This window comes from Streptomyces sp. NPDC001617, from assembly GCF_053596855.1.
This window is the reverse complement of record NZ_JBSFHA010000051.1, coordinates 24684-49283: the sequence shown is the minus strand read 5'-3', so window position 1 is coordinate 49283 and position 24600 is coordinate 24684. Positions and strand designations below refer to the sequence as shown.

The 24600-nt window shown below is 69.3% G+C and carries 23 protein-coding genes; 10 read left to right on the top strand and 13 right to left on the bottom strand.

All coding sequences use genetic code 11. The annotated features are described in order from the left end of the window. Positions 1 to 203: 203 nt before the first annotated feature. The 3 genes from ACWC09_RS32130 to ACWC09_RS32120 are packed head-to-tail and all read left to right on the top strand — an operon-like array spanning position 204 to position 2811. Positions 204 to 800, top strand: a complete 597-nt coding sequence (locus ACWC09_RS32130; RefSeq protein WP_450854432.1) for a nuclear transport factor 2 family protein — start codon at positions 204 to 206, stop codon at positions 798 to 800. Continuing rightward, positions 800 to 1867, top strand: coding sequence for a maleylacetate reductase (locus ACWC09_RS32125; RefSeq protein ID WP_450854431.1), 1068 nt, complete (start codon positions 800 to 802; stop codon positions 1865 to 1867). Before ACWC09_RS32130 ends, ACWC09_RS32125 begins: the two co-directional genes overlap by 1 nt. A gap of 11 nt (positions 1868 to 1878) precedes the next feature. After that, positions 1879 to 2811 carry a dioxygenase family protein gene (locus tag ACWC09_RS32120; RefSeq protein ID WP_450854430.1) on the top strand — a complete coding sequence of 311 codons (933 nt, stop codon included), beginning with the start codon at positions 1879 to 1881 and terminating at the stop codon, positions 2809 to 2811. A gap of 5 nt (positions 2812 to 2816) precedes the next feature. Here ACWC09_RS32120 and ACWC09_RS32115 read toward each other — a convergent pair whose 3' ends face one another. The 5 genes from ACWC09_RS32115 to ACWC09_RS32095 all read right to left on the bottom strand — a co-directional run bounded on the left by ACWC09_RS32115 (position 2817) and on the right by ACWC09_RS32095 (position 8229). Next, complete coding sequence (locus tag ACWC09_RS32115) at positions 2817 to 2996, bottom strand: hypothetical protein (RefSeq protein WP_450854429.1); 180 nt, start codon at positions 2994 to 2996, stop codon at positions 2817 to 2819. Positions 2997 to 3450: 454 nt separating this feature from the next. Next, on the bottom strand, positions 3451 to 3999 hold the full coding sequence (locus ACWC09_RS32110; protein ID WP_450854428.1) for a VOC family protein: 549 nt from the start codon (positions 3997 to 3999) through the stop codon (positions 3451 to 3453). A 59-nt stretch (positions 4000 to 4058) separates the two neighbouring features. Beyond that, on the bottom strand, positions 4059 to 4877 hold the full coding sequence (locus tag ACWC09_RS32105; RefSeq protein ID WP_450854427.1) for an SDR family NAD(P)-dependent oxidoreductase: 819 nt from the start codon (positions 4875 to 4877) through the stop codon (positions 4059 to 4061). A 247-nt stretch (positions 4878 to 5124) separates the two neighbouring features. Then, positions 5125 to 6822 carry a thiamine pyrophosphate-binding protein gene (locus tag ACWC09_RS32100; RefSeq protein ID WP_450854426.1) on the bottom strand — a complete coding sequence of 566 codons (1698 nt, stop codon included), beginning with the start codon at positions 6820 to 6822 and terminating at the stop codon, positions 5125 to 5127. A 207-nt stretch (positions 6823 to 7029) separates the two neighbouring features. Then, positions 7030 to 8229: an FAD-dependent monooxygenase gene (locus ACWC09_RS32095; RefSeq protein WP_450854425.1), complete on the bottom strand. Its 1200-nt coding sequence runs from the start codon at positions 8227 to 8229 to the stop codon at positions 7030 to 7032. A gap of 149 nt (positions 8230 to 8378) precedes the next feature. On the opposite strand from ACWC09_RS32095, the gene ACWC09_RS32090 reads away from it, so the two are divergent. Then, complete coding sequence (locus ACWC09_RS32090) at positions 8379 to 9158, top strand: IclR family transcriptional regulator (RefSeq protein WP_450854424.1); 780 nt, start codon at positions 8379 to 8381, stop codon at positions 9156 to 9158. A gap of 28 nt (positions 9159 to 9186) precedes the next feature. Here ACWC09_RS32090 and ACWC09_RS32085 read toward each other — a convergent pair whose 3' ends face one another. Then, positions 9187 to 9606, bottom strand: a complete 420-nt coding sequence (locus tag ACWC09_RS32085) for a nuclear transport factor 2 family protein (RefSeq protein ID WP_450854423.1) — start codon at positions 9604 to 9606, stop codon at positions 9187 to 9189. Between the two features lie 160 nt (positions 9607 to 9766). Continuing rightward, entirely contained in the window at positions 9767 to 11476 is a 1710-nt protein-coding gene (locus ACWC09_RS32080) for an MFS transporter (RefSeq protein WP_450854422.1), read from the bottom strand. Between the two features lie 341 nt (positions 11477 to 11817). Here ACWC09_RS32080 and ACWC09_RS32075 point away from each other — a divergent pair, with 341 nt between their 5' ends. The 3 genes from ACWC09_RS32075 (at position 11818) to ACWC09_RS32065 (ending at position 15995) form a co-directional block, all read left to right on the top strand. Continuing rightward, positions 11818 to 12564, top strand: a complete 747-nt coding sequence (locus tag ACWC09_RS32075) for an SDR family NAD(P)-dependent oxidoreductase (RefSeq protein WP_450854421.1) — start codon at positions 11818 to 11820, stop codon at positions 12562 to 12564. A 389-nt stretch (positions 12565 to 12953) separates the two neighbouring features. Further along, positions 12954 to 13436: a MarR family winged helix-turn-helix transcriptional regulator gene (locus ACWC09_RS32070; protein WP_450854420.1), complete on the top strand. Its 483-nt coding sequence runs from the start codon at positions 12954 to 12956 to the stop codon at positions 13434 to 13436. A 183-nt stretch (positions 13437 to 13619) separates the two neighbouring features. Beyond that, a complete protein-coding gene (locus ACWC09_RS32065) occupies positions 13620 to 15995 on the top strand; it encodes an MFS transporter (protein ID WP_450854419.1) in 2376 nt (791 codons plus the stop codon). Positions 15996 to 16227: 232 nt separating this feature from the next. Here the strand turns inward: ACWC09_RS32065 and lpdA are convergent, their stop codons facing one another. Next, positions 16228 to 17640, bottom strand: coding sequence for a dihydrolipoyl dehydrogenase (gene lpdA, locus ACWC09_RS32060; RefSeq protein ID WP_450854418.1), 1413 nt, complete (start codon positions 17638 to 17640; stop codon positions 16228 to 16230). Positions 17641 to 17840: 200 nt separating this feature from the next. Next, a complete protein-coding gene (locus ACWC09_RS32055; protein WP_450854417.1) occupies positions 17841 to 18515 on the bottom strand; it encodes a hypothetical protein in 675 nt (224 codons plus the stop codon). A gap of 212 nt (positions 18516 to 18727) precedes the next feature. On the opposite strand from ACWC09_RS32055, the gene ACWC09_RS32050 reads away from it, so the two are divergent. Continuing rightward, on the top strand, positions 18728 to 19360 hold the full coding sequence (locus tag ACWC09_RS32050) for a TetR/AcrR family transcriptional regulator (protein WP_450854416.1): 633 nt from the start codon (positions 18728 to 18730) through the stop codon (positions 19358 to 19360). Between the two features lie 61 nt (positions 19361 to 19421). Here the strand turns inward: ACWC09_RS32050 and ACWC09_RS32045 are convergent, their stop codons facing one another. From ACWC09_RS32045 to ACWC09_RS32035, 3 genes are all read right to left on the bottom strand, one after another. Continuing rightward, the gene (locus ACWC09_RS32045; RefSeq protein WP_450854415.1) at positions 19422 to 20483 is read right to left on the bottom strand and encodes an LLM class flavin-dependent oxidoreductase; all 1062 of its coding nucleotides are present in this window, start codon (positions 20481 to 20483) and stop codon (positions 19422 to 19424) included. Further along, positions 20483 to 21016 (bottom strand): SRPBCC family protein, encoded by a 534-nt coding sequence (locus ACWC09_RS32040; RefSeq protein ID WP_450854414.1) that lies wholly within the window; start codon positions 21014 to 21016, stop codon positions 20483 to 20485. Before ACWC09_RS32040 ends, ACWC09_RS32045 begins: the two co-directional genes overlap by 1 nt. 129 nt (positions 21017 to 21145) lie before the next feature. Next, positions 21146 to 21643, bottom strand: coding sequence for a winged helix-turn-helix transcriptional regulator (locus tag ACWC09_RS32035; protein WP_450854413.1), 498 nt, complete (start codon positions 21641 to 21643; stop codon positions 21146 to 21148). Between the two features lie 105 nt (positions 21644 to 21748). Here ACWC09_RS32035 and ACWC09_RS32030 point away from each other — a divergent pair, with 105 nt between their 5' ends. Beyond that, positions 21749 to 22645 carry a short-chain dehydrogenase/reductase gene (locus tag ACWC09_RS32030; protein WP_450854412.1) on the top strand — a complete coding sequence of 299 codons (897 nt, stop codon included), beginning with the start codon at positions 21749 to 21751 and terminating at the stop codon, positions 22643 to 22645. Between the two features lie 34 nt (positions 22646 to 22679). Here ACWC09_RS32030 and ACWC09_RS32025 read toward each other — a convergent pair whose 3' ends face one another. Continuing rightward, positions 22680 to 23360: a TetR/AcrR family transcriptional regulator gene (locus ACWC09_RS32025; RefSeq protein ID WP_450854411.1), complete on the bottom strand. Its 681-nt coding sequence runs from the start codon at positions 23358 to 23360 to the stop codon at positions 22680 to 22682. Positions 23361 to 23623: 263 nt separating this feature from the next. Here ACWC09_RS32025 and ACWC09_RS32020 point away from each other — a divergent pair, with 263 nt between their 5' ends. Then, the gene (locus ACWC09_RS32020; RefSeq protein ID WP_450854410.1) at positions 23624 to 24598 is read left to right on the top strand and encodes an enoyl-CoA hydratase/isomerase family protein; all 975 of its coding nucleotides are present in this window, start codon (positions 23624 to 23626) and stop codon (positions 24596 to 24598) included. The last annotated feature ends 2 nt before the right edge of the window (positions 24599 to 24600 follow it).

Below are 24600 nucleotides of genomic sequence, written 5' to 3'. Positions count from 1 at the left end.
GGCGTGCGCCGTGCCTCCGGTCCGTGCTCCCCTGGCTGTGGTGCCTAGCCGCGGCCTTCAGCCCGGCGGTGGGAGCTGCATGGCCGGCGGACGCCCGGGAGACAGAGGCCTCTCAGCAACTCGACCGAGAGCTGGAGGAGTTCTTCCGGCCCCTCTGACGAAGCCCCTGCACCAGGGACCTTCACCTCTCCAAGGAGTCAACAATGTCTCAGGCCGACCATGACCGCCACGAGATCCGCCGGCTCGTCGAGAACTGGGCGCTGTGGCGCGACGCCGGGGACTGGGGCCGCTTCGCCACGGTCTGGCATCCGCGTGACGGCTGGATGAGCGCCACCTGGTTCCAGGGAAGTGCCACCGACTTCATCAAGGCCAGTCGTGAGGGCTTCGAGAACGGAGTCAGCATCCTCCACTTCCTGGGCGGCCACACCGCGGACGTCGTCGGCGACCGGGCCATCGCCCAGACGAAGATGACCATCAACCAGCGCGCGGGCATCGACGGCGTCGAGGTCGACGTCGTCTGCACCGGCCGCTTCTACGACTTCCTCTCCCGCCACGAGGGGCGCTGGACCCTCGTACGCCGGCAGCCGATCTACGAGAAGGACCGGCTCGACGTCGTGGATCCCGCCGCCTCACTGACGTTGGATCCCGAGCTGCTGGACCGGTTCCCGACCGGCTACCGGCATCTGGCCTATCTACAGACCAAGGCGGGTTTCACGGTGAAGGACGGGCTCCCCGGCCTCACCGGCACAGCAGTCGAGCAGCTCTACTCGGAAGGCGAGCAATGGCTGGCGGGAGCCTGATGAAGTTCACCCACGAAACCCTCCCCCAGCGGGTGGTGTTCGCGGCCGGGGAGTCGCCCGCCGCCGTGGCGACGGAGGTCGAGGCGCTCGGCGGTTCCAAGGTCATGCTGATCGCGTCGGACCGCGAGAAGGAGCTGGCCGACCCGATCGCCAAGGAGATCCCGGTCGTACTGCGTCACGAGGAGGTCGTGATGCACGTGCCGGTCGAGGTCGCGGCACGAGCCCTCCAGGCGGCGGCCGGCGCGGGCGCGGACATCCTGGTCAGCGTCGGCGGCGGCTCGACCACGGGTCTGGCCAAGGCGGTGGCGCTGACCACCGGACTGCCGATCGTCGCGGTACCCACCACGTACGCCGGCTCGGAGGCGACCAACGTGTGGGGCCTGACCGAGGGTGAGACCAAGACCACCGGTGTGGACGGCAAGGTGCTGCCCGCGTCGGTCGTCTACGACGCCGGTCTGCTGACCACGCTGCCCGGCGAGATGACCGTGGCCAGCGGCCTGAACGCGATGGCGCACTGCGTGGACTCGATGTGGGCGCCGCGTACCGACCCGATCGACCGCGCGCTGGCGCAGGAGGGCATCCGCGCACTGGCGACCGGCCTGCCGGCAGTGGCCGACGACTCGACGAGCGTCGAGGGCATCGAGCAGACGCTGTACGGCGCCTACCTCGCCGCGGTGGCGTTCGCCTCGGCTGGCTCCGGGATGCATCACAAGATCTGCCACGTCCTCGGCGGCATGTTCAACCTCCCGCACGCACAGACCCACGCGGTCGTGCTGCCCTACGTGCTGGCCTTCAACGCCCCGCAGGCCCCCGAGGCGGAGGCGCGTATCGCCCAGGCCTTCGGCACGGTCTTCCCCACCGACGGGGCGAGCGCCGGCCTGGCCGCCCTGCGCCAGGTGCTGGACGCACCGAGGGCACTGCGCGACTACGGCATGCCCGAAGCCGGCATCGCCAAGGCGCTGGGGCCGATCACGCAGGCCATCCCTGCCGACAACCCGACCCCCGTCACCGACGGGAACCTGACCGCGCTGCTCAAGGCGGCGTGGGCCGGCGACCCGATCAACTGAAGGAGGCCGTCATGGCTACCTACGTCAACCCCGGCTCGGCCCAGGCCCACGGCACCGTCTACCGCGAGGTGTCGTCGGAGCAGCAGGCGGTCGAGCAGAAGCTCGTCGACAACGTCCTGGCCTCCTTCGACGCCTGCCAGGATCCGCGGCTGCAGGAGCTCATGACCTCCCTGGTCAAGCACCTGCACTCCTTCATCCGCGAGGTCCGGCTGACCGAGGAGGAGTGGGGGACTGCGATCGACTTCCTCACCAAGGCCGGCCACATCACCGACGAGGTCCGGCAGGAGTTCATCCTGCTGTCCGACACCCTCGGCGCGAGCATGCAGACGATCAACGTCAACAACCAAGCCTACAAGGGCGCCACCGAGGCGACCGTATTCGGGCCGTTCTTCGTCGAGGACGCCCCGGCGATCGAGCTCGGCGACGACCTGGCCTTCGGCGCCCCCGGTGAGCCCTGCTGGGTCGAGGGCACCGTCACCGACACCGACGGCACCCCGCTCGCCGGCGCGCGGATCGAGGTCTGGGAGGCCGACGAGGACGGGCTCTACGACGTGCAGTACGAGGCCGACAAGCGGGCCGGCCGGGCGCACCTCTTCTCCGCGGCCGACGGCGGCTACCGCTTCTGGGGCCTCACCCCGACGCCGTACCCCATCCCGAACGACGGACCCGTCGGCAAGATGCTCGACGCGGTCGGCCGCTCACCGCTGCGCGCCGCCCATCTGCACTTCATGGTGTCCCACGAGGGCGGGCGCACGCTGGTGACGCACATCTTCCCGGAGGGCGACCCGATCGGCCGCAAGGACACCGTCTTCGGCGTGAAGGACTCACTGATCAAGCGGTTCGAGCAGCAGCCCACCGGCACGCCCACGCCCGACGGCCGCGTCATCGACGGCACGTGGAGCCGGGTGCGCTTCGACATCGTGCTCGCCCCCAAGGGCGTATGACCCGCCTACCAACGCTTCGCGTCTCCCAGGGCCAGCAGGCCGTCCACCACCAGGCCGGCCAGGGCCTCCGCCCTGGCGAGACGGTCCGTCTGTGACAGGTGCTCGGGGCGGCCCAGGCCCCGGGCGCAAGGCTCCTGCACCAGTCCTGCCACGGCAGCGATGACGGCGAAGAGCAGGGCGTCCATTCCCCATCGCCCCCCGCCGCAGGCCTCACCCATGCCCCCGACCAGGCCAACCAGTTCTGGTACGAGACCGCCGGGGCCACCGGTGGTACTCGAACTACGAGCACGCCCTGCACACGGTGGACACCTCCGGGACCCTGACCCTCAACGGCCGCGCCGAGAAGATCCGCGGGCAGTCCTGGGTGGTCCGTCAGTGGGGACCCCTCCGCGACCTCACCACGGGCCGCGCCTCCTGGTCCTGGATCCCCACGCGATGGAAGGTCACCATCCCGGGCGAGCACGCCAAACTGGACGCCACCGTCTACGCCAAGAACCAGGAACTGACGGTCCCCGGAGCCGGCTCCGAAGGCAGCACCGCGGCCAGTAGCGGTCCACGGGCAACGACGGCGAACGCTGCGGACGACCGGTCGTCCGCAGCGTTCGTCCGGCCTTCGACAAGAAGGCGGGCCGCGTCGAGTCAGGCCGGCAGCAACTCCGCGAAGTCGCGCAGAGGCCGCGACCCGTCCCAGTCGACTGATGCCCGCCAGACGCCGGTGAAGATCTCTCGCGTGATCTCGCTGTCCTGGACGAGTTCGATCATCCCCGGGCCATCTTCACCGGCGTCCAGGAAGTAGACGTCACCTCCTGGGGTCACATCGTGAAAGCGCACCGCCGCTCCGCTCGCCTCACGACGTTCGACCTCTTCCCTGACGTTGTGCACGGCCTTGGCGACGTGGTGGAAGCCATAGCCGTGGCATTCGTGGGCGTCTTTGTAGATGGACGGCTCGTCGTCGAGGGTCTGGATGAGTTCGACCATCGTGTGCCCCGAGAAGGCGAGGGCGAGTGCGAACTCGGCCTTGCCCGGCTCACCACGGTAGGTGGAGCCCTCGCCGCCGATCCTCTCGTTCACGAACCAGGGCCCGACGCCGAGTTCGTCGGTCCACCAGCGCATCCCGGCAGCGAGGTCGGGGACCGTGTACGCGACCTGGATGATGGCGTCGGTCGGCTGGCCGAAGGGAAACTCCATGGTGGTTGTCCTCGCTCGGGTCCTGGGGCGCGACTGGTGATCGACGGCGCCCGTCGCCTCTATGCCGGCGGGCGGGTGAAGCCGGTGGCGCCGCCGTCCACGGGGAGGGCCGCGCCCGTGATGTAGCTGGCTTCGGTCGAAGCCAGGAAGAGCACGGCGTCGGCGAGCTCGTCCGGTTCTCCTTCTCGGAGCATGGGAGTGCTGAGCCTGACCCGCTCCCGGAAGGCGTCGGCTCCGCCCGGTGGAAGGCCCGTCGTGCGTGCGGCGATGTCGGTGTTCATGCCGCCCGGGATGACGATGTTGACCCGGATTCCCTCGCCGATGACTTCGGCGGCGAGGATGCGTGTCAGGTGCTCGAGTGCGGCCTTGCTGGTCCCGTAGGCGGCAGTTCCCGCGCTGGCCCTTCGACCGGCTGCCGAGCCGCAGAAGACGACGGCCCCGCCGGGCGCGAGCAAGGGCCTGAGACCCTGCATGAGGAAGAACGAGCCCTTGACGTTGGTGTTGAACACCATGTCCCAGGTGGCTTCGTCCATGTCGTCGAGGCGCTTGATACCCGCCTGCCCGGCATTGAGGAACGCGGCATCGACGTGGTCGACTTGTGCGGCTGCCTCCGTGACCGCGGCCTTGATGCCGGCCGGCGAGGAGAGGTCGGCTGCCACGGCGATCGTGCCCTCGCCGATCAGACCGCTCGCGATCTTCAGCTGGTCGGGGTCGCGCGCGATGATGACCACGCGTGCGCCCTCGCGCGCGAACGCCTGTGCAGCCGCCAGTCCCAGTCCTCTGCTGCCGCCGGTGACGAGGCAGGTCTTCCCGAGGAAACGCTGACGCCGGCCCTCGACGATCCGGTCGTGGGTTCCGACGTCAGTCGTGTCGTTCATGGTTCTCCGTAAGTTGTTGGGGGCCCGGGAGGGCCGGGTGTGGCTGACGGTTCTCTGCCATCAGTGGCTTCGAAGGAGTGGCCGCCCGGCTCTCCGGAGCGCCAGTCATCGCGCTGGCCCGTCGGCGCGTCAGCGTTCTGTGGGCACTCCTGCGCGACAAAACCGTGTCGTCACCCCCGCACCACCGGTCGCGCAAGCGGCTTGACTTCATCTTTGAGACTCCTTCGTGGGGGTCAGGAGTGGCGGTTCATGCGTCGATCTCGATGCCGCCGAACGGAGCTCCGCCGTTGAGGACGCGCTCCTCCGGCGGGATGGGCGCAAGGCTCACGCGCACGTCGATGCACGTCGGCCGGCGGGCCGCGAGGGCGGCCTCGATCGCCGGGCGGAGCTGGTCGAGTTCCGTGACGTCGACACCGTCCGCACCCAGAGCTCGTGCCACGCCGCTGTAGGAGCCGTTCTGCAGGCGGTTGTTGGTGACGCGGTCCTGTCCGAAGAAGAACTGCTGGGTGTGCAGGGTGGCGCCCCAGGCCTGGTTGTTGAGGACGATCACGATGACCGGGAGTCCCGCGCGGACGAGGGTGTCGAACTCGGCGAGGCTGTAGCCGACGGCGCCGTCGCCGGTGACGAGGATGGTCGCCCTGTCGGGGGTCGCGTACTGCGCTCCTACGGCCACGCCGAAGTTGCTCCCCATCGAGCTGAGGTAGCCGTGCCCGAGGTAGTGGGCCAGCGGGGCGAGGGCGATCGTCTCGGAGAGCCACAGCTCGGTCAGGGCGCCGTCGACGACCACGGTGGCGTTCTCGGGGACGCTCTCGGCGATCGTGCGGACCGCGAGGTACGGGTGGATCGCGTCGTCCCCGTGCTCCTCGGTTTCGGCGGCGAGCGCGGACCGCCGGGTGGCCGAGATGTCCCGCAGAGTCTTCAGCCAGTTGTCGCGTCCCAGGGGCACGGGGCTGTCGCCCAGGCGCTCGTTCAGCACGCCGACCGTGCCGACCGCGTCGGCCTGGATGCCGAGTTCGACCTCCTGCAGACGGCCGAGTTCACGGCCGTCGGGGTCGATCTGGAAGATCCGCGCGCTCTTCGGGAGCAGTCGGCCCGTGCCGAACTGGGTGGCCATTCCGAAGCGCAGCCCCAGCAGCAGGACCAGGTCGGGCCGCTCGTCCTCGGGGACGGTGGCCAGGCTCTGGAGGAGACCGACGTGCCGCTCGGAGCCGACGATCGCACCGAGACCCTCCCAGTCGGAGAAGAGAGGCACTCCGGTACGGGCGGCGAACTCGTGCAACTGGGCCCGTGCGTCGGCGGTGACGAAGGACTTGCCGACCAGCGCGATCGGCCGCTCGGCTGTGCTGAGCGCCTCGACGATCCGATCTACGCCGTCGGCGGAGGCGATGCCGCTGCCGTCGATCTCGACGCGGTAGTCCTCGGCCTCATCGACGTCGATCTGCCGGCGGAGGACGTCCCAGGGAATGTCGAGGAGCACCGGCCCCTTGGGCTCCGACTGAGCGATCCGGATCGCCTGCGCGACCAGGCGGGGGATCAGCTCGGTACGGGTGACGCGGTGCGCGAACTTGGTCACCGGGGTTGCCATCGCCACCTGGTCGAACCCGGCCTGCTGGTCGTTGACCTGGTCCGTCTCAAGGGGCCCGGAGCCCACGACGTAGAGGACCGGGGTCCGGTCCAGATGGGCGTTGGCGACAGAGGTCAGGACGTTGGTGAAGCCGCCGCCGGCCGTGACGACGGCCACTCCCAGGTTTCCGGTGACGCGCGCATAGCCCTCGGCCGCGTGGCCGGCGTTCATCTCGTGGCGCACATCGACGATCCGGAGCTTGGCATCCAGGGCGTCCTGGAGGATGCCGTCGATATGCGCTCCGGGCAGGCCGAACGCGACGTTGACTCCGGCTCGCTGCAGCGTTCGCACGACGAGCCCACTACCGGTTGCGGGTGCCATTCGATGATCCGCCCTTCTGGACGTACTCAGGGTTTCAAGAGAAATCACTGGGGACAGGGCCGTGTCTCAGGCCGTCCGCACCGGAGTCTCCGGCGTGGCCTGGGGGACGACAATGGCCGTGTTCGTTGGATGGTCAAGGCCTTGATCGACTTAGGAGCATCGCGACCTCGTCGACCAGACTGGCGGGGGCGGAGCCTCGTGGCTGGTTCACGCCGAGGCCGAGACAGCGACCTCGGGGTCGTACTCGTAGATCCAGCCGTTGGCCCTGAGTGGGTCGGCCTGCGAGTAGGCGAGGTCGCGTGCCTGCTGCTCGGGGCCGTCCGGAAGGTGGTTGATGTGGGACCTTCCGTGCGACACCTCCTGCAGGCGTGCCGTGCGGTGTCGACGGAGCTCTTCGTAGCGCCCCAGCGCCGCGATCGGGTTGTCCGGGTCCTCGGCAAGGCAGAGGGCCAGGACGGCACCGTCCTCGATCGCCTGGGCGGCGCCCTGGGCGAAGAACGGGAACATCGGGTGGGCCGCGTCACCCAGGAGGGTCGCGTTCCCGCGGTTCCAGTGGTCGAGAGGCTCGCGGTCGAGCAACGCCCAGCGCCCCGGCGTGTCTGCGGCCCTGATCAGCTCCACCAGACGCGGATCCCAGCCGGCGAACTCGTCGAGCAGTTCCTCGAGCGTCGCGGTGGCCGTCCACGACTCGACACTGCTCACCCCGGCCGGTGCGAAGGCGACGAGGTTGACGTACTCCTCGCCGGAGACCGGGTAGTGCACGAGGTGGCGGTCAGGGCCGATCCAGAGGGTCTGGGCGTGCCGCCTGGCGAAGTCGGGCGCCTTCGCCGCCGGTACGAGGGCGCGGAAGGCGCAGATGCCCGACTCCCTGGCCTGAGTCGGACCGACGACGGCGCCGCGCACGCGTGAGTGGACTCCGTCGGCGCCGATGAGGATGTCCGGGCGGATCGTGTCACCGTCCTCGAACCGCAGCACCGCCTGGTCGCCTTCGAACTCGACCGAGACGCAGCGTTTGCCGAGGTGGACCGAGTGCTCGGGGACAGCCGACCTCAAGGCGTCCAGCAGGTCGGCGCGGTGGGCGGCGTAGGTGTGCTCGCCGTACAGGCGTATGCACCCCTCCTTGAGGTTCTCCGCGGAGAGGACGGTGCCGTTCTCCCAGCGCCGGAACTCCCAGCCGATCTCCATCCGCACCGCGCGCTTGTGGAACCGGTCCAGCACGCCGAGACGCCGGAGCAGGCGGGCGGCGTTGGGGGCGATCACCAGGCCGGCACCGACCTCGGTCAGGGCGGCCGCCTGCTCGTAGACGTCACTGTCGAAGCCCTTCTCGCGAAGGAAGGCCGCGGCAGCGAGGCCTCCGATGCCGCCGCCCAGGATCGCGATCTTCGGGCCGGCTTCCGTACTCATCATGCTCTTTCACTCCCGTGGACCTTAAGCGAGGTAGGTGACTGGCTGCGGTACGAGACTTCAGCAAACCGCGCATTGTTAGAACAGGGTCATCCATCCAACGAACATGAAAGGTAGAGTGACCGGCGCCGCACATGATGAAGGAGAGGCCCATGCCTCGTGCGAACGAGCCAGGGCGCACCGTCAGCTCCCGACTCTGGGATCTGCTGTTCGCCTTCGACCCCAACAACACCGAGCTGACCCTCGCCGACCTGGTCCGGCGCACCGGCATGCCGCACGCCACCGCCAGGCGCCTAACACTCGAACTCGTGGCGGCCGGCGCGCTGGAGCGCACCAGCGACAACCGCTTCGCGATCGGCCTGCCGCTGTGGCGCCTCGGGACCCTCGCACCGCGCGCCGAGACGCTCCGCAGCGCCGCGCAGCCGTTCGTGGAGGACCTGTACACGGCGCTTCGCCAGCATGTGCAGCTGGCCGTCCTCCAGGGCGACCAGGCCGTGATCATCGAGCGGCTTTCGGCGGTCAACGCCGTCGGTCTGACGTCGCAGATCGGCGGCCTTCTGCCCTTGCACTGCTCAGGTGTGGGCAAGGTGCTGCTGAGCCACGGCAGTCCGGCCTTCATCGATGAGGTGCTGGCGGGAAGGCTCCAGCGCTTCACTCCCAAGACGATCGTGGACCCGACCGAACTCCGTCGCGAACTGGCGTCCTGCCGCTCGACCGGAACGGTGGTCGTCAAGGAAGAGCTGAGCGAAGGGGCCGAGTCGGTCGCGACGCGCATCGTCGACGGCAGCGGCAAAGTCGTCGCGGCTCTGTCCGTCGTGGTGGCCGCCGGCTCGATCAAACTGCAGGCGGCAGTGCCCTCCCTGGTCACGAGCGGACTGGGACTGTCCAGGAGTCTCGGCTGGAGACCGGGCATTCCCATTCGCACCGCGTGACCCTTCGCGGGGCGAGGAATCCGGCACGTCATACCGACGGTTGCCGCCGGGAGAGCTGCATGTGGCCCAGGCGCCATCCCTCGTCGGTCGAGAACCACACCCGGGTGGCCACGGCCTGCACCAGGAACGGCGGCAGGTCGGGCAGGCGCCGGATGCGCATCTTCTGAAAGCACGTCACGATGGCCCGTCCCTCTCGCTCACGGCACATCACTTCGCTGGTCTCAGCCTCGACGGTGGGTCCCATGGACGCGTTGTAGCCGAGGAAGCGCTCGCGGTCATGGACGTTCCCGACCGGGCCATGGACGATCACACAGTCAGGGAGCATGAGGTGACGCTGCTCCTCGTCGCCCTTTGTGAGCGCGACGAGCCACGCCGCCTCCGCCTGAGCGACCGTGGCCGGCATGCGGTCGTCGTTCGTGCCGGTCGGCTCCGAGTATGCGGTGGTCATTGTTCGGCTCCTGTCCGAGTGCATCTGTCGATCGTTGTGTCGTGTACGCCGCGGCCCGCCGCGACTGCTGCTCCTGAGGAGGAGGTGGAGTCGCGGCGGGCGGTCGGTTGGCCTGGCGACCGGCTACCCGTGTCCCGGTCCCGGCGCGTTCGTCATGCGGTCAGTCGGCGAGGGTGTGCGGGTCGTCGTCGAGATGAGCCTGGTCCACGCCGCCGCGCACGCCGACGAGGATGAGCGCCGCCGCCACCAGAGCCGCCACGCCGGCGAGCACGTACGCGATGGAGTAACTGCTGCTGAGGGCGTCGAAAGCGACGTCCTTGAGCGGGTTGAAAGGCACCACCTTGCCATCCGGCAGTGTGATGCCGGCCGGCACCGAGTTGGCGCCGAGCGGGCCCGATTGCACGGCGTGCACCGCTGCCTCGAGCTGTGGTCTCTGATCCGCGGGAGCATGGGCCGCGGATGCCTGGAATGCCTCGTAGGCCTTGCTCAGTCCGGGATCGCCGGCCAGCTTGCGGGCGATCTCGTCGGAGGCCCGGCCCAGTGCGACAGCACCGGCGATCGCGGGGCCGAGGGCGAACCCGAGGTCCCGGAACGTGCTCGTGACACCGCTCGCCATACCTGCGAGGTGGTTGGGCAACGTGTTGACCGCTACCGCGGTGATGGAGGCGAAGGCGAGTGCCGAGCCGACACCGGCGAGGATCAGCGGCCCGACGATGGCGCCGATGGACCGACTGGTCGTCGGGATGACGGCGAACCACAGCCCGCTGGCACCGATGAGGGTCAGAGCCGTGCAGAGAACCCACCGGGGGTTGTAGCGCTCGAGCAGCTTGGAGGTGAGGGGCAGCAAGACGAAGCCGATCCCGCCGAAGAAGAGGTAGGCGACGGAGCTCTGCAGTGGGCTGAATCCCTGGATGATGGTGAGGCGGATACTGGTGCTGTACATGATCACGAGGAACGCGAACATACCGATCAGGGTGACCACCGAGTTCATGGCGAACGCCCGGTTCCGGAACACGCTCAGGAGAAGCAGCGGCGCGGCCGCACGGCTCTCGGCGAAGACGAACAGCACGAGGAAGACGGCCGCGGCGATGAACGCGATGGCGATCTGAGGGCTCCCCCAGCCGCTCTCGGAGCCCTGGATCACGGCGTACATCAGAGCGAACAGGCCGAGCGCGGCAGTGATCTGCCCCGGCCAGTCGACGGAGCGGCCCTCGGGCGAGGCGGAGTTCTGGGCGAGCGCCAGCGACAGGACCACGCTCACCACGGCGATGACAAGGACGCCGACGAAGGCCCATCGCCAGTTCGCGTTCCCGGCCCAGCCGAGGTCGATCTTGGCGGCGAGGCCTGCCAGCAGCGGGCCGAGGAAGCCGCCGACCGAGAGCGCGGTGGCCCAGATCGCCACGCCACGCGCGCGGGTGGCGGTGGTGTGCGTACCGGCCGCAACCATGGCCAGGCTCGTCGGGAAGATGGCCGCGGCCCCGATACCACCGAGGACTTGGGCGAGGATCAGCAACGTCACCCGGGTGTCGGACGAGTGTCCCGTACCCGGCACCAGGATCGCGAGAGCCGACCCCACGGCAATGAGCGCGGCGCCCCCGACGAGCAGGCGCTTACGGCCGAAGAGGTCGCCGAACACGCCGAAGCCCAGTCCCAGGGCGGCGACGGGAAGCATGAAGGCCTCGGTGATCCACGTCAGTTGGGCCGAGGACGGCGCGAGATCCTGCTGGATCAGCCCGTTGATGAGCGAGGGGACGGAAAGGGCTATCTGCGCGAGGCACACGGCGAGAACCACCGCGGCCAGGGTGCCCGGGGCCAGGGTGTATCTGCCACCCTCTCCCTCCGCTGCCTTGGGTGAATCGATCTGAACCATGGACGACTCCTTGGCGCAAAGCGCTGCTGTCGGAACCGGCGTCCGCTGCCGGAACCTGCTGTGGGTGCTGTTGTCGCGGTCATCCCGGCAACACCGCTGCCGTGCCGCCCCTGAGCCTTGCGGAGTGCCTCCGCGCCGCCCTTCCACCGGACCTGATTCAGGACGCTCGGCGCGGTGGCCGACCCGCCGAGCAGCGTCAAGGTAGGAATGACCCCCGTCACGCTCAACAGCCATGTTCATTGGACGAACAAGCCGCCGCTGATCCGCCGTCTCGAAGCGCACCATCCCTGGAGGACGGCCTTGCCACGGCCGCCCGGAAGCACCGGAAGGGGCAGTGACTCATGGCTGGGAGGCTGACGGGCAGAACCGCCGTCGTGACCGGAGGCAGTACGGGCATCGGGCAGGAGATCGCCCGAAGACTCGCGGCGGAGGGAGCGGACATCGCGGTCGCGGACATCGATCCGGCCGACGAGACGCGGGACCTCGTCGCGGAAACGGGCCGGCGATTCTTCAGCGACAAGGTCGACGTCTCGGACGAGGACGCGATCCACGGGTTCGCCGCCCGGGTCCGACGTGAGCTCGGCGCCGCCGACATCCTGGTGAACAACGCGGCCGTCGTTCTCCCGGCCGATATCGACCACGTGACCTTCGACGAATGGCGTCGCACCTTCGCCGTCAACGTGGACGGCCCCTTCCTGGCCTCCAGGGCGTTCCTGCCCGACCTGAAGGAGTCCGGGTCGGGACGGATCATCAACATCACGTCCGCGAGCTACTGGACTCCGCCGCCTCCCTTCGTCTCCTATGTCTCCGCCAAGGGCGCGCTGAACGGATTCACCTCGGTCCTGGCCGCCAACCTCGCCGCTCACCACATCACCGTCAACGGCGTCGCGGCGAGTCTGGTCCGGACGGCCACGGCCGCGGAGAAGACGAGCGAGCTCTTCTTCGAGCAGACCGTGCGGATGCAGAACATCAAGCGTGTGCAGATGCCGGCCGACGTCTCGGGCGTCGTGGCGTTTCTCGCCTCCGACGACGCCGCGTTCATCACGGGGCAGATCGTCGTCGCGGACGGCGGAAGCACGCGCCGCTGAGCGGGCTCTTCGGAGTGGGCGCCCCCTCTCAGCGGCCTCCTGGTCAGGTCCGGCGACGAGATGGCCGTCGACCTGCGCCCCCTCCCTCACCGGATCCGCACGGTAGAGCGATGAGATCACTCCATCGTGGGTTCTTCCGCGACTGGCCCGGCTGCTGAAGGCACCGACCGACGAGGCTCCGGAGCACCGACAGGACGCCGACCGGACTGTTGATCCCTGACCTGGGGAAACGTGCCGCTGCACCGACCCTCCCCCAAGGAAGCACCGGCTCACGCACGGTACGGGGACGCATGGATGATCGGGTGGGCGCCAGGAGGCAGGCCGACCGTCAGGGAATTTGGAGAATTAGTATTTTGACATAGGTTTCTTTTCATAGGTACCTTGGGGTCGTGACCGGAACCAGTGAGGCTCGTCCGAGCCAGGGCGTCGACCAGGTGGCCGCAGGCCTCGTGGCGTGCCTGCCCGCGCTGAACCGGTACGTCAAACAGAGCATCGACCGGCGACTGCCCTACCCCAAGCTCCCCGAGCGGCAGTTGGCCCTGCTCCAGTACGTCGCCGAGCACGACGGCGCGACCGTCCACAAGGCCGCCGACGCGCTGCGGATGATGCCGAACAACGTCAGCGCCCTGGTCACCCGCCTCACCGACGCGGGCCTGCTGGAACGGCACCAGGACGACACCGACAAGCGCGTCGCGCACCTACGTGTCACCGCCGAAGCACGTCAACGCATCCGCCAGGCCGAGGACGTCGCGGCCCGACAGCTCGCGGCCGCGCTGCGGACTCTCACGGACGGCGACCGCGACGCCCTCGGCTCGGCGCTCGGCGCCCTTGAGGCTCTCACCCGGCGCCTGCGCGACCACTCCGCCGCCTGACCGTTCGGCCCGGCTCCCGTACCCCTGCTGCCCTTGCCGCTGCTGCGGCAGGGCTTGGTGTGCCGCCCCCTGCACAGCCCACACGGCTCGCCCCCACATGTCCACGCGCCCCAACCGCGCGCCACACGTCCCGAGGACAGCTCACACATGTCTGTCACCGCTGTTTCTGCAGCGTCCACTCCCGTGTCCGACCCCCACCCCCGCGGTCTACGCGCCAACCCCTGGCTGACACTGATCGCGGTCGGGCTCGGCCTGTTCATGGTCGGCCTCGACGGCTCCGTCGTCTCGATCGCCAACGCCGAGATCGCCCGCGACCTGAACGCCACCACCGCCGAACTGCAGTGGGTAACCAACTCCTACCTGCTCGCCCTCGCCGCTGCCCTCATCCTGGGCGGCAAGCTCGGCGACCGCTTGGGGCGCCGCACGGTCTACCTCGCCGGTGTCGTCGGATTCACCGTCGCGTCCGTCGCGATCGGCCTCGCCGGCTCGATCGAGGGCGTCATCGCCTTCCGCGCCGCGCAGGGCCTCTTCGGCGCGATGCTCATGCCCAACACCCTGGCGTTGCTGCGTGCGGTGTTCCCGCCGAAGAAGTTCGGCATGGCGGTCGGCATCTGGGCGATGATCTCGTCCGTCGCCACCGCGCTCGGCCCGATCGTCGGCGGACTGCTCGTCCAGCATGTCAACTGGGAGTCCGTCTTCTACATCAACGCCCCCATCGGCCTGATCGCCCTGGTCTTCGGTCTCGTGGTGCTGCCACAGTCCAGGAACGAGGCGGCGTCGAGCGAGAAGTTCGACGTGCCCGGCGTCGTCCTGCTCGCGCTCGGCCTGATCGCCGTCGTCTTCGGCGTCGTCAAGGGTGAGACGTGGGGCTGGACTTCGGCCGGCACGCTCGGGACGATCGTCGGCGGCGTCGTCGTCCTGGTCCTCTTCGGCTGGTACGAGACCCGCGTCGCGCACCCCCTCCTGCCCATGCGGCTGTTCCGCAACCCGGCCCTGACCATAGGTGTGTTCGTCACCGCGCTGAACTTCTTCGTCCTGCTCGGCGCGATCTTCTTCGTGATGCTGTACCTGCAGAACGTGCACGGCTTCACGCCCGTCGAGTCCGGTGTGCGCACCCTGCCGCTCAGCCTCGCCTCCATGGTGGCCTCGCCGCTCGGCGCGAAGCTCACCGAGAAGTTCGGCCCGCGCCTGACCATGCCGCTGGGGATGGTGCTGCAGGCCGGCGCCGCGTTCACGATGCTCTCGTGGAGCGCCGACTCCTCGTACGCCACCATGTGGCCGCCGTTCGTCGCGCTCGGTCTTGGCGTCGGCATCGTGATGGCCGCGTCCTCCGACGCGATCGTCGGCAACGCCCCCGTCAAGGACGGCGGCATCGCGGGTGGCCTGCAGGCCACCTCGCTCCAGGTCGGCGGCGCGCTCGGCACTTCGGTGCTCGTCTCCCTCATCAGCAGCCGCGTCGGCTCCACGCTCACGGACTCACTGACCGACGCCGGCGTGCCCCACTCGGCGGCCGCCCGCTTCGAGGAGGCGAAGGACGCGGTCGCGATGGGCGTCGCCCCGGTCTCCGACGGCATGCCCGCCCAGCTCAGGGCGGCCGTCGTGGAGGGCAGCCACACCGCATTCATGAACGGCGTCCACACCGCCGTCCTGGTCACCGGCATCCTCGCCCTGGTGGGCGCCGCCCTCGCGGCGTTCGGCCTCCGAGGCCGGGAGGACGGGACCCAGGAGCACACCGAGCACGACGCGAAGGTGCCGAGCCCGGCCGCCGTACCGGCTGCGGCCTCCATCCGGTCCCCCGCAGGTGTCCCGGTCAGCGGACACGTCATCGGAGCCGAGTCGGCACCTGTGCCGCGGGCGGTCATCACCCTGATCTCGCTGGGAGGGCGGCAGGTGGGCCGCATGGTGGCCCACTCTGACGGTGCGTACGCAGTGGACGCGCCGGGCGCGGGAAACTACGTGCTCATCGCCTCCGCCAAGGGCTACCAGCCGCAGGCATCCACGGTCGTGGTCGGCGGCGAGCCGGTCTCGTACGACATCCTGCTCTCCGGCACCAGCGGCCTGGTCGGCACGGTCAGGTCGGCCGATCACAGGAAGCCGGTCGGCGGCGCCATGGTGGTCGCGGCGGACGTTCGCGGCGACGTGCTAGCCGCCGGACTGACCGACACGGACGGCACCTTCAGCATCACCGAGCTCGTGCCCGGCCGGCTGACCCTCGCGGTGACCGCGGCCGGGTACCGGCCGATCGCGCTGCCCGTCGAGATCGCCGCGCAGGGTGTCACCAGGACCGACCTCGAACTCTCCCCCGGCCTGCACGTGCTGGGCACGGTCCAAGCAGCGGGCCGGCCGCTGAACGACGCGCGGGTCACGCTCATCGACACGGCCGGCAACGTGGTGGCCACCGCGACCACCGGTGAGGACGGCGGCTATGCCTTCACCGACCTGGACGGCGGCGAGTACACGGTCACGGCGGCCGGCTACCCGCCGAAGGCCACCCATCTGTCCGTTCACGGCTCGTGTGTGGAACGCCCCGACATCGAGCTCTCCCACCCCGGCGAGTGACACTCGCCGGGTCGGACACGCCCTTCCGTTATAGGCGTGTCCGACCCGGCGGTGAAGATCCCTGGACCCGGTGAACCCCCCGGACCGGTAGCGGCGGCCTGCCGCCACCGGTCCCGGGTTCACCACGCAAGCCCGTCCGGCTCTGACTCGACCCCGGCAAGGACCGCTACCTAAGCGTCTGGGACACCGTGGGAGACGGTACGGTCCTGTCGCCGCTACGCCGAGCGCCCTGCTACATGTTGATCATGTGGCCTGCGAGGCCGTGGACGGCTTCCTTGACCGCCTCACCCAGGGTGGGGTGGGCGTGGACGTTGCGGGCGACCTCGTGGACCGTGAGGTCCCATTGCTGTGCCAGGGTCAGTTCGGGGAGGAGTTCGGTGACGTCGGGGCCGATGAGATGGGCTCCGAGGAGCTCGCCGTACTTGGCGTCGCTGATCAGCTTCACGAAGCCGGTCGCGTCGCCCAGGCCGTGGGCCTTGGCGTTCGCGGTGAACGGGAACTTGGCCACCCGGACGTCGAAGCCCTTCTCCCTCGCCTGCGCCTCGGTGTAGCCGAAGCTGGCGATCTGCGGTTGGCAGAAGGTGGACCGAGGGATCATGACGTAGTCCAGCTCCATGGTCTCCGCGTCAGCGAGGGTCTCGGCCGCGATGACGCCCATCGCCTCGGCGGCGTGCGCGAGCATCAGCTTCGCGGTGACGTCCCCGATGGCGTAGATGTGCGGGACCGAGGTGCGGCAACGGCCGTCGACGTCGATCGCGCCGCGTTCGGTGACGCGCACGCCGGTCTTCTCCAGGCCGTAACCGGTGACGTTCGGCGCGAAGCCGATCGCCTGCAGGACCTTGTCGGCCTCCAGGACCTGCTGGGCGCCGTCCTTGCCGGTGACCGTGACACGGACCTGCGGGCCGGACTCGTCGATGGACTCGACGCGAGTGGAGGTGAGGACGTCGATGCCCAACCTCCTGTACTGCTTGGCCAGTTCGGCGGAGACCTCGGCGTCCTCCAGCGGTGCGATCCGGTCCAGGAACTCCACGACGGTGACCTTCACGCCGTAGTTGTGCAGCACGTAGGCGAACTCGACGCCGATGGCCCCGGCGCCGGCGATCACGATCGACTGCGGCAGGTCCTCGGCGAGGATCTGCTCCTCGAACGTCACCACGCGCGACGTACGGCGGGTGCCGGGCAGCAGTTTGGGGCTCGCCCCGGCGGCGATGATGCAGTGGTCGAAGCCGATGGTGCGGGCGTTGCCGTCGTAGTCGGCCACGTGGAGCGTGTGCGGGTCGAGGAACGTGCCGCGACCGCTGATTTCCGTGATCTTGTTCTTCTTCATCAGGTAGTGGACGCCCTTGACCCGGCCGTCCGCGACCTTACGGCTGCGGCGGAAGGCTTCCCCGTAGTCGAAGGAGACCTGCCCGTCGACCTTGATGCCGAAGGTCTTCGCCTCGCGGGTGAAGATGTGCGCGAGCTCGGCATTGCGCAGCAGGGCCTTGGTGGGGATGCAGCCCACGTTCAGACAGACGCCACCCCAGTACTTCTCCTCAACGACCGCGACGCGCTTGCCCAGTTGGGCGGCCCGGATGGCGGCTACGTATCCGCCGGGGCCCGCGCCGAGTACGACGACGTCGAAGCGCTCACCCTGCTCGTCCATGGACGGTTTCCTTTCTACTGGGGCGGCCGGCTCCCGCGAGGGGCCGACTCGCTCCCGCGAACATCCTGTTCATCAACTCGACAGCGGCGGCATCCGCCGCCCGCCGCAGGGGAGCCCGTGGAGGACGAGGGGCGCCCATGTGGTGCACCACCTCGGCAGCGGTTCCCCGGACCTTCGCTTCAGCGCCCCGGCGCCGTGATCTATGCCCGCTCAGCCGTCATCGACGGCGGGCCGATGCCCCGTCGACCTCGTGCACTCCGGCCTCGGCGGCACCGAGCCTGAGGGTGTCGAGGCCGAAGGCGGCGAGCGGGGCCGTGCGCACCGGGCTTGAGAACGGCATCCGGCTGTGCCGCGTGGGCGGCGCCCCATGCCAGGAGGGATCCCGTCATCTCGTACGGATCGGGTCCGGTGAGGGCCGTCGTGGCCAAGGGCCGACCGTGGCCGTCGCGGGCGACGGCGATCACCAGGGAACGGCCATCGGGGTCCGGTTCGCGGTGCGATCCCGGGAGCCGCTCGGACCACCGCGCCAGAGCGGCCCGTACTTTCGCCGAGCGCAGCAAGGACGCCTGGAGTGTGGCGGCGATCTGCACCGGGCGCGTCCACCGTCCGAGCCACCCCGGGCCCACCTCGACGGTCTCCAACTGCGGGAAGACCTCCGGCAGTCCGAGATGCTCCGTGCCCGGGACGGTCATGGCCGTACGTTTCATGCCGCCGTAGTGGAAGGTACGCACTCGCTTGGCGGCGCGCTCGTCGACCACACGGGGAGCAGCCCAGGGTCGCGGGCTGCGGTGGGCGAACCCGTCCTCGGCCGCCGAGGTGACGTCGACCTCGGTCGCCGGCAGCTCCACCTCGAGGCGGTCGGCCAGGGTCAGCATCCTGGTTCGGCTCCGCCCGACCAAGGTCGGCTGCTCACCTCGTGCGAGCAGTTCCCGGAGCACACGCTGCCCGGTGTACCCCGTCGCACCCGGCAACACGATCCTGCGCTTTTCCACGGCTCCGCCTGTCTTCCGGAGGGCATTCTTACGACGACCATCGACTGACCGTGGGTCATTCACTGACCTCAGGTCATTGAATATACGATGGTCGCATGCGAAGGCCAAACCGACGACAGATGTATGCGGAGCAGACCCGGACGGACCTGGTGACGGCCGCGCGCAAACTGCTCGTCGACAAGGGGTTCGCGGACACCTCGGTCGAGGCCATCACCGGGGCGGCGGGGGTGAGCAAGGGCACCTTCTACCACCACTTCCCGGACAAGAAGGCGATGTTCGCCGAGCTCTACACGGAGTTGATTCAGCAGGTCGGCGTACTGGGAGACGCGACGTCCGAGGCGATCCGTGCGACACCGGACCAGCCCGCCATGGCCGCGGTGGCCCACCTCACGCACGCCTTCCTGCGGCGGACCATCGACGACCCCCTGCACCGAGAGCTCATGGCCCAGGCGCCCTCGGTCCTGGGAGGGCAGTACCGGCACATCAACGACACCGTCGCCCAGCCTCCGATCGAACGGCTGCTGACCGTTCTGGCCGAACGCGGTGAACTGCAATCGGACGTTCCCGTCGCCACAGTCGCCCGACTGCTGTTGGCCGGCCTGTGCGAGGGCAACCAGATCATCGCCGCCGCAGCGGACCGGGAGGACGCCCTGACCAGGACGTTCCGGGCGATCACCCTGCTGATGTCGGGCCTGGCGGCCGACGGCATCAGCGCCCGGTCGACCTGAACCGGGGCCTGCTGGACGGCGACAGGCCATGGCGGCCCGCCTCGGCCGCCATGGCCTGTCGCTACCGCGCCGCCTCGTCCTCGATGTCGCGGACCAGGTCGATGGCCCGGCCCAGGGTGGCGAGCCGGGCGTCCAGGGTCTCGCCGGCGGGATAGAAACGAACGGTGTCGACACCGGCGTCGCGCCACACGCGCAGCCGCTCGCGCACCATGTCCTCGGTTCCGATCAGCGTGGTCGCCAGCACCATCTCGTCGGTAATCAGGCCGGCCGCGCCGTCCCGTTCCCCGGCCTGCCAGCGGGTCCGGACCTCGGCCGCCACCTCGGCCCAACCCTGGCGACTGTAGGCGTTGTTGTAGAAGTTCGTGGTCGCGGAGCCCATACCGCCGAGGCTGAAGGCCAGTTCCTTCTTGCGTCCGGCCACCATGGCGCGCAGCGCGTCCTCGTCGTCCGCGAAGGCGACCTCGGCGCCCTGGCAGATGTCGAGGTCCGCGCGCTTGCGGCCGGCGACGGCCAGGCCCCGGACCAGGTGGTCGAAGTACGCCTCCTTGGCGCCTTCGGGTACGAAACTGGTACCCAGCCAGCCGTCGGCGATCTCGCCGGTCAGGTGCAGCATCTTCGGCGAGAGGGTGGCCAGGTAGACGGGGATGTCGTACTCGGCGCGCATGGACAAGCGCATGGGCTTGCCGACCCCGCCCGGCAGCGGGATCTGGAATTCACGCCCGGAGTGGGAGACTTTCTCCCCCGACGCGGCATGGCGCACGATCTCGACGGTCTCGCGCATCCGTGACAACGGTCGGTCGAACGGCACGCCGTGCAGCCCTTCGATCACCTGCGGTCCGGAGGCGCCCAGCCCGAGGAGGAAGCGTCCCTGGGATATCTGCGACAGCGTGATCGCGGCGCGGGCGATGGCCGTCGGCGTGCGGGTGCCGAGCTGGATGACTCCCGAGCCGAGCAGCATGCGCCCCGTCTTCGCGGCGAGATAACCCAACGGTGACGGTGCCTCGGAGCCCCACGCCTCCGCCACCCAGCAGATGTCCAGACCGAGCTTCTCCGCCTCGGTGACGTAGTCGACGATCTCCCGCCAGTCACCCCCGGAGGCTTCGATCGTGGTGGACGTACGCATCACAGACCCGCCTCTCCCGAGGTCCGGGCGCTCTCGGCCAGCTTCTTGATCTCTTCGAGGGTGACGGTCATGTTGACCTCGAACTCCCGCATGCGCACGAAGACGATCTTCTGCTCCTTCTCCGGCATGCGGTCGATGGCGAAGGAGAGGCCCGAGCGGGCAGGCCCCATCTGCATCCATTCCCGCAGCCGAGTGCCGCCGTCCTGCGGCTCCAAGGTGAACCGCCAGATCGCCGTCGGGTGCTGCGGATCCTCGACCGCCCAGGCGAGCACCCTCGACGGCTCGTACTCGACGATGTGGGAGGTGGTGGCCCACTCCCCCAGCGCCTCATGCTTGCTCCGGCCGATGAACCGGGCTCCCAGAGCAGGGCCGCTCCTGCCGTCCAGCCATTCCACCGACTGCAGCTCGGGGCTCATGCGCGGCATCAGCTCGATGTCGGACACCAGCGCCCACACTTGCGCCGGCGCGGCGGCGATCCAGGTGTGGACCTCAACCGTCGGCTTGTCCGCATAGCGCGCGCCCGTCCACTCCATGATCCTGCGGCCTCCTCGCCTTCCGAGAACCCTCTTTCGAGTGCCTGACCTGTAAAGTTGCTTAGATAGACGCACCTGTCAAGGGTGAAGACGTCAAGGAATGGGCACAGCCCTCACAGAGCTGCCGAGTCAGTCCGCGAAACGCTCCCGCACATCCGGTCGCTCGGCCAGATGCGGCGGATAACCGGAGCCCATCCTGGGACGGGTGTTCTCCGCGGTCATGGGCTCGCCGCAGGCGGCGCACACCACCTCGGCATGGGTCTCCTGCCCGCACACCTCGTGGCGCATGGCCACCGGCGGGCCCGCCTCACCGGCCAGCCAGCGGTCCCCCCACCGGTTCATCACCAGCAGCACGCCAAAGAAGTCGCGCCCCTTGTCGGTGAGCACGTAGTCGTACCGGACCGGCTCCGTCTGGTAGGGCCGCTTCTCCAGCAGCCCCTCCTCCACCAGCCGACGCAGCCGGTCCGCCAGCGTATTGCGTGCGATCCCCAGCGACTCCTGGAACGCGTCGAACCGCCGGATCCCGTAGAACGCCTCACGCAGCACCAGCGGCGTCCACCAGTCCCCGAGCAGGTCCATGGTCCGCGCGATCGAGCAGGGCCACTGCGCAAAGGATGTCCGTCTCATGACAGCCAGCATAGGTTCGTCCAGTGATGAGACCCAGCAGGTAGCCGAGCAGCGGCCGGTGCGCGGCCTCTTGTGCTCCATCAATAACGAAGTTATGTTGCCGCCATGAAACGTGACTTGCAGGGCAGAAAGCTGGTTGTCACCGGAGCGGCACGCGGCATCGGGGAGAAGGTGGCCCGCCTGGCCGCTGCCCGAGGGGCTCGTGTGACCGTGATCGGACTGGAACCCGATCGGTTGCGCGACCTCGCCGCGAACCTGGGCCCCGCCGCTTCCTGGCGTGAGGCCGATGTGCGCGACGGTGCCGCCCTACGGTCGGCGATCGATGCGGCGGCGGAGGAGATGGGCGGCATCGACCTCGTCGTCGCCAACGCCGGCGTGGTGGCGTACGGGACGGTGCGCCAGACGGACGAGGCCTCGTTCGAGCGGGTCATGGACATCAACCTGAACGGCGTCTTCCGCACCCTCAAGTACACGACGCCCCATCTGGAGCGCAGCCGGGGTCACGTGCTGGTCGTGGCCTCCGCGCTGTCCTTCATGCCGCTGGCCGCGATGGCCTCGTACGGCGCCAGCAAGGCGGCGGCCGAGCTGCTCGCCCTGACCTACCGCCAGGAGGTTGCGCATCTCGGGGTCACGGTCGGCCTGGTGCACCCCTCCTGGATCGACACGGATTTGGTCCGGGGCGCCGAGGCGGACCTCCCCTCCTTCCAGGGGCTGCGCGGGCGGCTGCCCTATCCGGGCAACGTCACCACGAGCGCCGACCGGGCGGCCGCCGCGATCGTCGACGGGCTCGTGCGCCGCCGCAGCCGCGTGTACGTGCCGCGCGCGGTCGCCGTGGCCAACTGGGCGAAGGGAGCGCTGAATTCACCGCTGGCCTGGCCCTGGGCGAGGCGCTTCGCGGCTCGGGCGGTTCCGTCTCTCGAACGGGAGGTCTCGGCGCTGGGAAGGCACGACCAGCTCACGCCGGGTACCGATGCCCGTGGTGCGGGGACCAGGACGTCCTAGCCGCCCACGGGACTGCGCCCAACTGCCCTGCCTCTCACTCGCCTTCGATGATGGAGTACAGGCGCGCGCCGGCCTCGTGCGAGGCCTCGGCACGTTCTCGCTTGTCACCCAACCCGACAGAGAAGTTCACGCCCATCGGCAGGAGCACCTGCATCACGGCGTCGTCGAACTCGACGAAATGCTCGGCCAGTTCAAGGGTGATGTAACCGTGCACGAAACTCCACAACTGGGCGGCGATGACTTCGGGTTCCTGCCGCTCGACCCTGCCGGAGTGCACGAGCCGTTCGCACGCCGCGGTGACATGCGCGTGGGCTTCTCGAAAGGCCGGGGAATGCCCGCTCAGGCGAAGGTCCGCATCCGACAGAGGCCGGTACGTCGCCCGGGTGGACAGCCCGAACATCAGGTCGTAGAGGTGAGGGTTCTCGCGGGCCAGCCGACGACAGGTCAAGGCCATGGCGAAGAGATCCGCGATCGGGTCCTCCGTCACCGGCACCTGGGCGAACGCCCTGCCGAGTTCCTTGAAGCCGTGGTCGGCGACAGCGCTCATCAGCTCGGGGATCCCGCCGAAGTGGCTGTAGACCACCATGGTCGACAGTCCGCTCGCGGCAGCCACCGTGCGCGCTTTCACAGCCGACGGCCCCTGCTCGGCCAGCAGACCGATGGCCGCCCGCACAAGTCGTTCGGGTGCGTCTTCAAGCCTCGCCCGCCCTGCCATGTCTCGCACGTCCTCCGCCGTTGACACACCCAAGATAACTTGGTTATGTAATTCTTCGCGGCAATAGTACACATCGCACGTGACGTGCCGTCTCTGATACACGCGTCCGTCCTTTGACGCGTCATCACGCGCTGGTCCAGTTTCCTGCCGCCGGTGCGGGCCCAGCCCGCCGACGCGAACCCGACCCCATCGCCGCGACACCCATCCCGCGGCTGTCCCCACCCACTTCCCACCCCCATGAACTCAGCACGGGAGCAGAAATCATGCCGTACAAAGACAAGGGCCGTCTGGAGATCGAAGATCGCGGGGCCGTCCTGGTCGTCCGGGTCGACGGCGGCCCGCACCAGGAGTTCGGCCTCGATATCGCCCGTCAGCTGGACAGGCTGGTAGCCCGGGCCGACCGCGATCCGGGCGTCCGTGCCGTCGTCTTCACGGGGGCGCATCCCGAGCGGTTCGTCAGCCATGCCGCGGTCCGGTGGCTGCAGGAAGAGGGCGCCGCGAGCCCTACGGTCGGCCGACGCGGTGCCGCCGCCGTCGTACGCGCGGCGAAGCACGTGGACCGGTCACGTGTCCTCGGGCCCGTGATGCGCAGGACCCCGATGCGGGGCGCCCTCCAGCTGGAGCGTCTGCACACGACCTTCCTCCGGATGAACGCCAGCGGTGTCCTCTTCGTCGCCGCCCTCAACGGTTCGGCTCTCGGCCTCGGCGCCGAGTTCGCCTGGGCGTGCGATCTGCGGGTCATGGCCGACGGGGACTACTTCATCGGCCAGCCGGAAATCCTCCTCGGCATCATCCCCGGTGGAGGCGGCACCCAGCGGCTGACCCGCCTGATCGGCACCCACCGGTCCCTGGCGGCGATCCTCGAAGGCAAGCCGTTCACGCCCGCGGAGGCTCTCGCGAATGGGGCGGTCGACCAGGTCCTTCCGCAGCACAAGGTGCTCGCGCAGGCGATCGAACTCGCGGAGCGCTTCGGCAAGCGGTCGAAGGGTTCGATCGCGGCCGCCAAGAGGTCGGTGTACTTCGGCGGCTCGATGTCGCTGGAGGACGGCCTGCACGTCGAACGCGCCGAGTTCTTCACCAGGGTCATGTCGAAGGAGGGGCAGGACCTGATGCTCGACTACATGGAGACGACGGACGCCACCGGCGAGCTCCCGCTCTACCGGCCGGACACTTACGCGCGGGCGCTCGCCTCGGGCAGCGTTCCCGGGCGCCGCTCGACGAAGACGACGCGGCGGTGAGC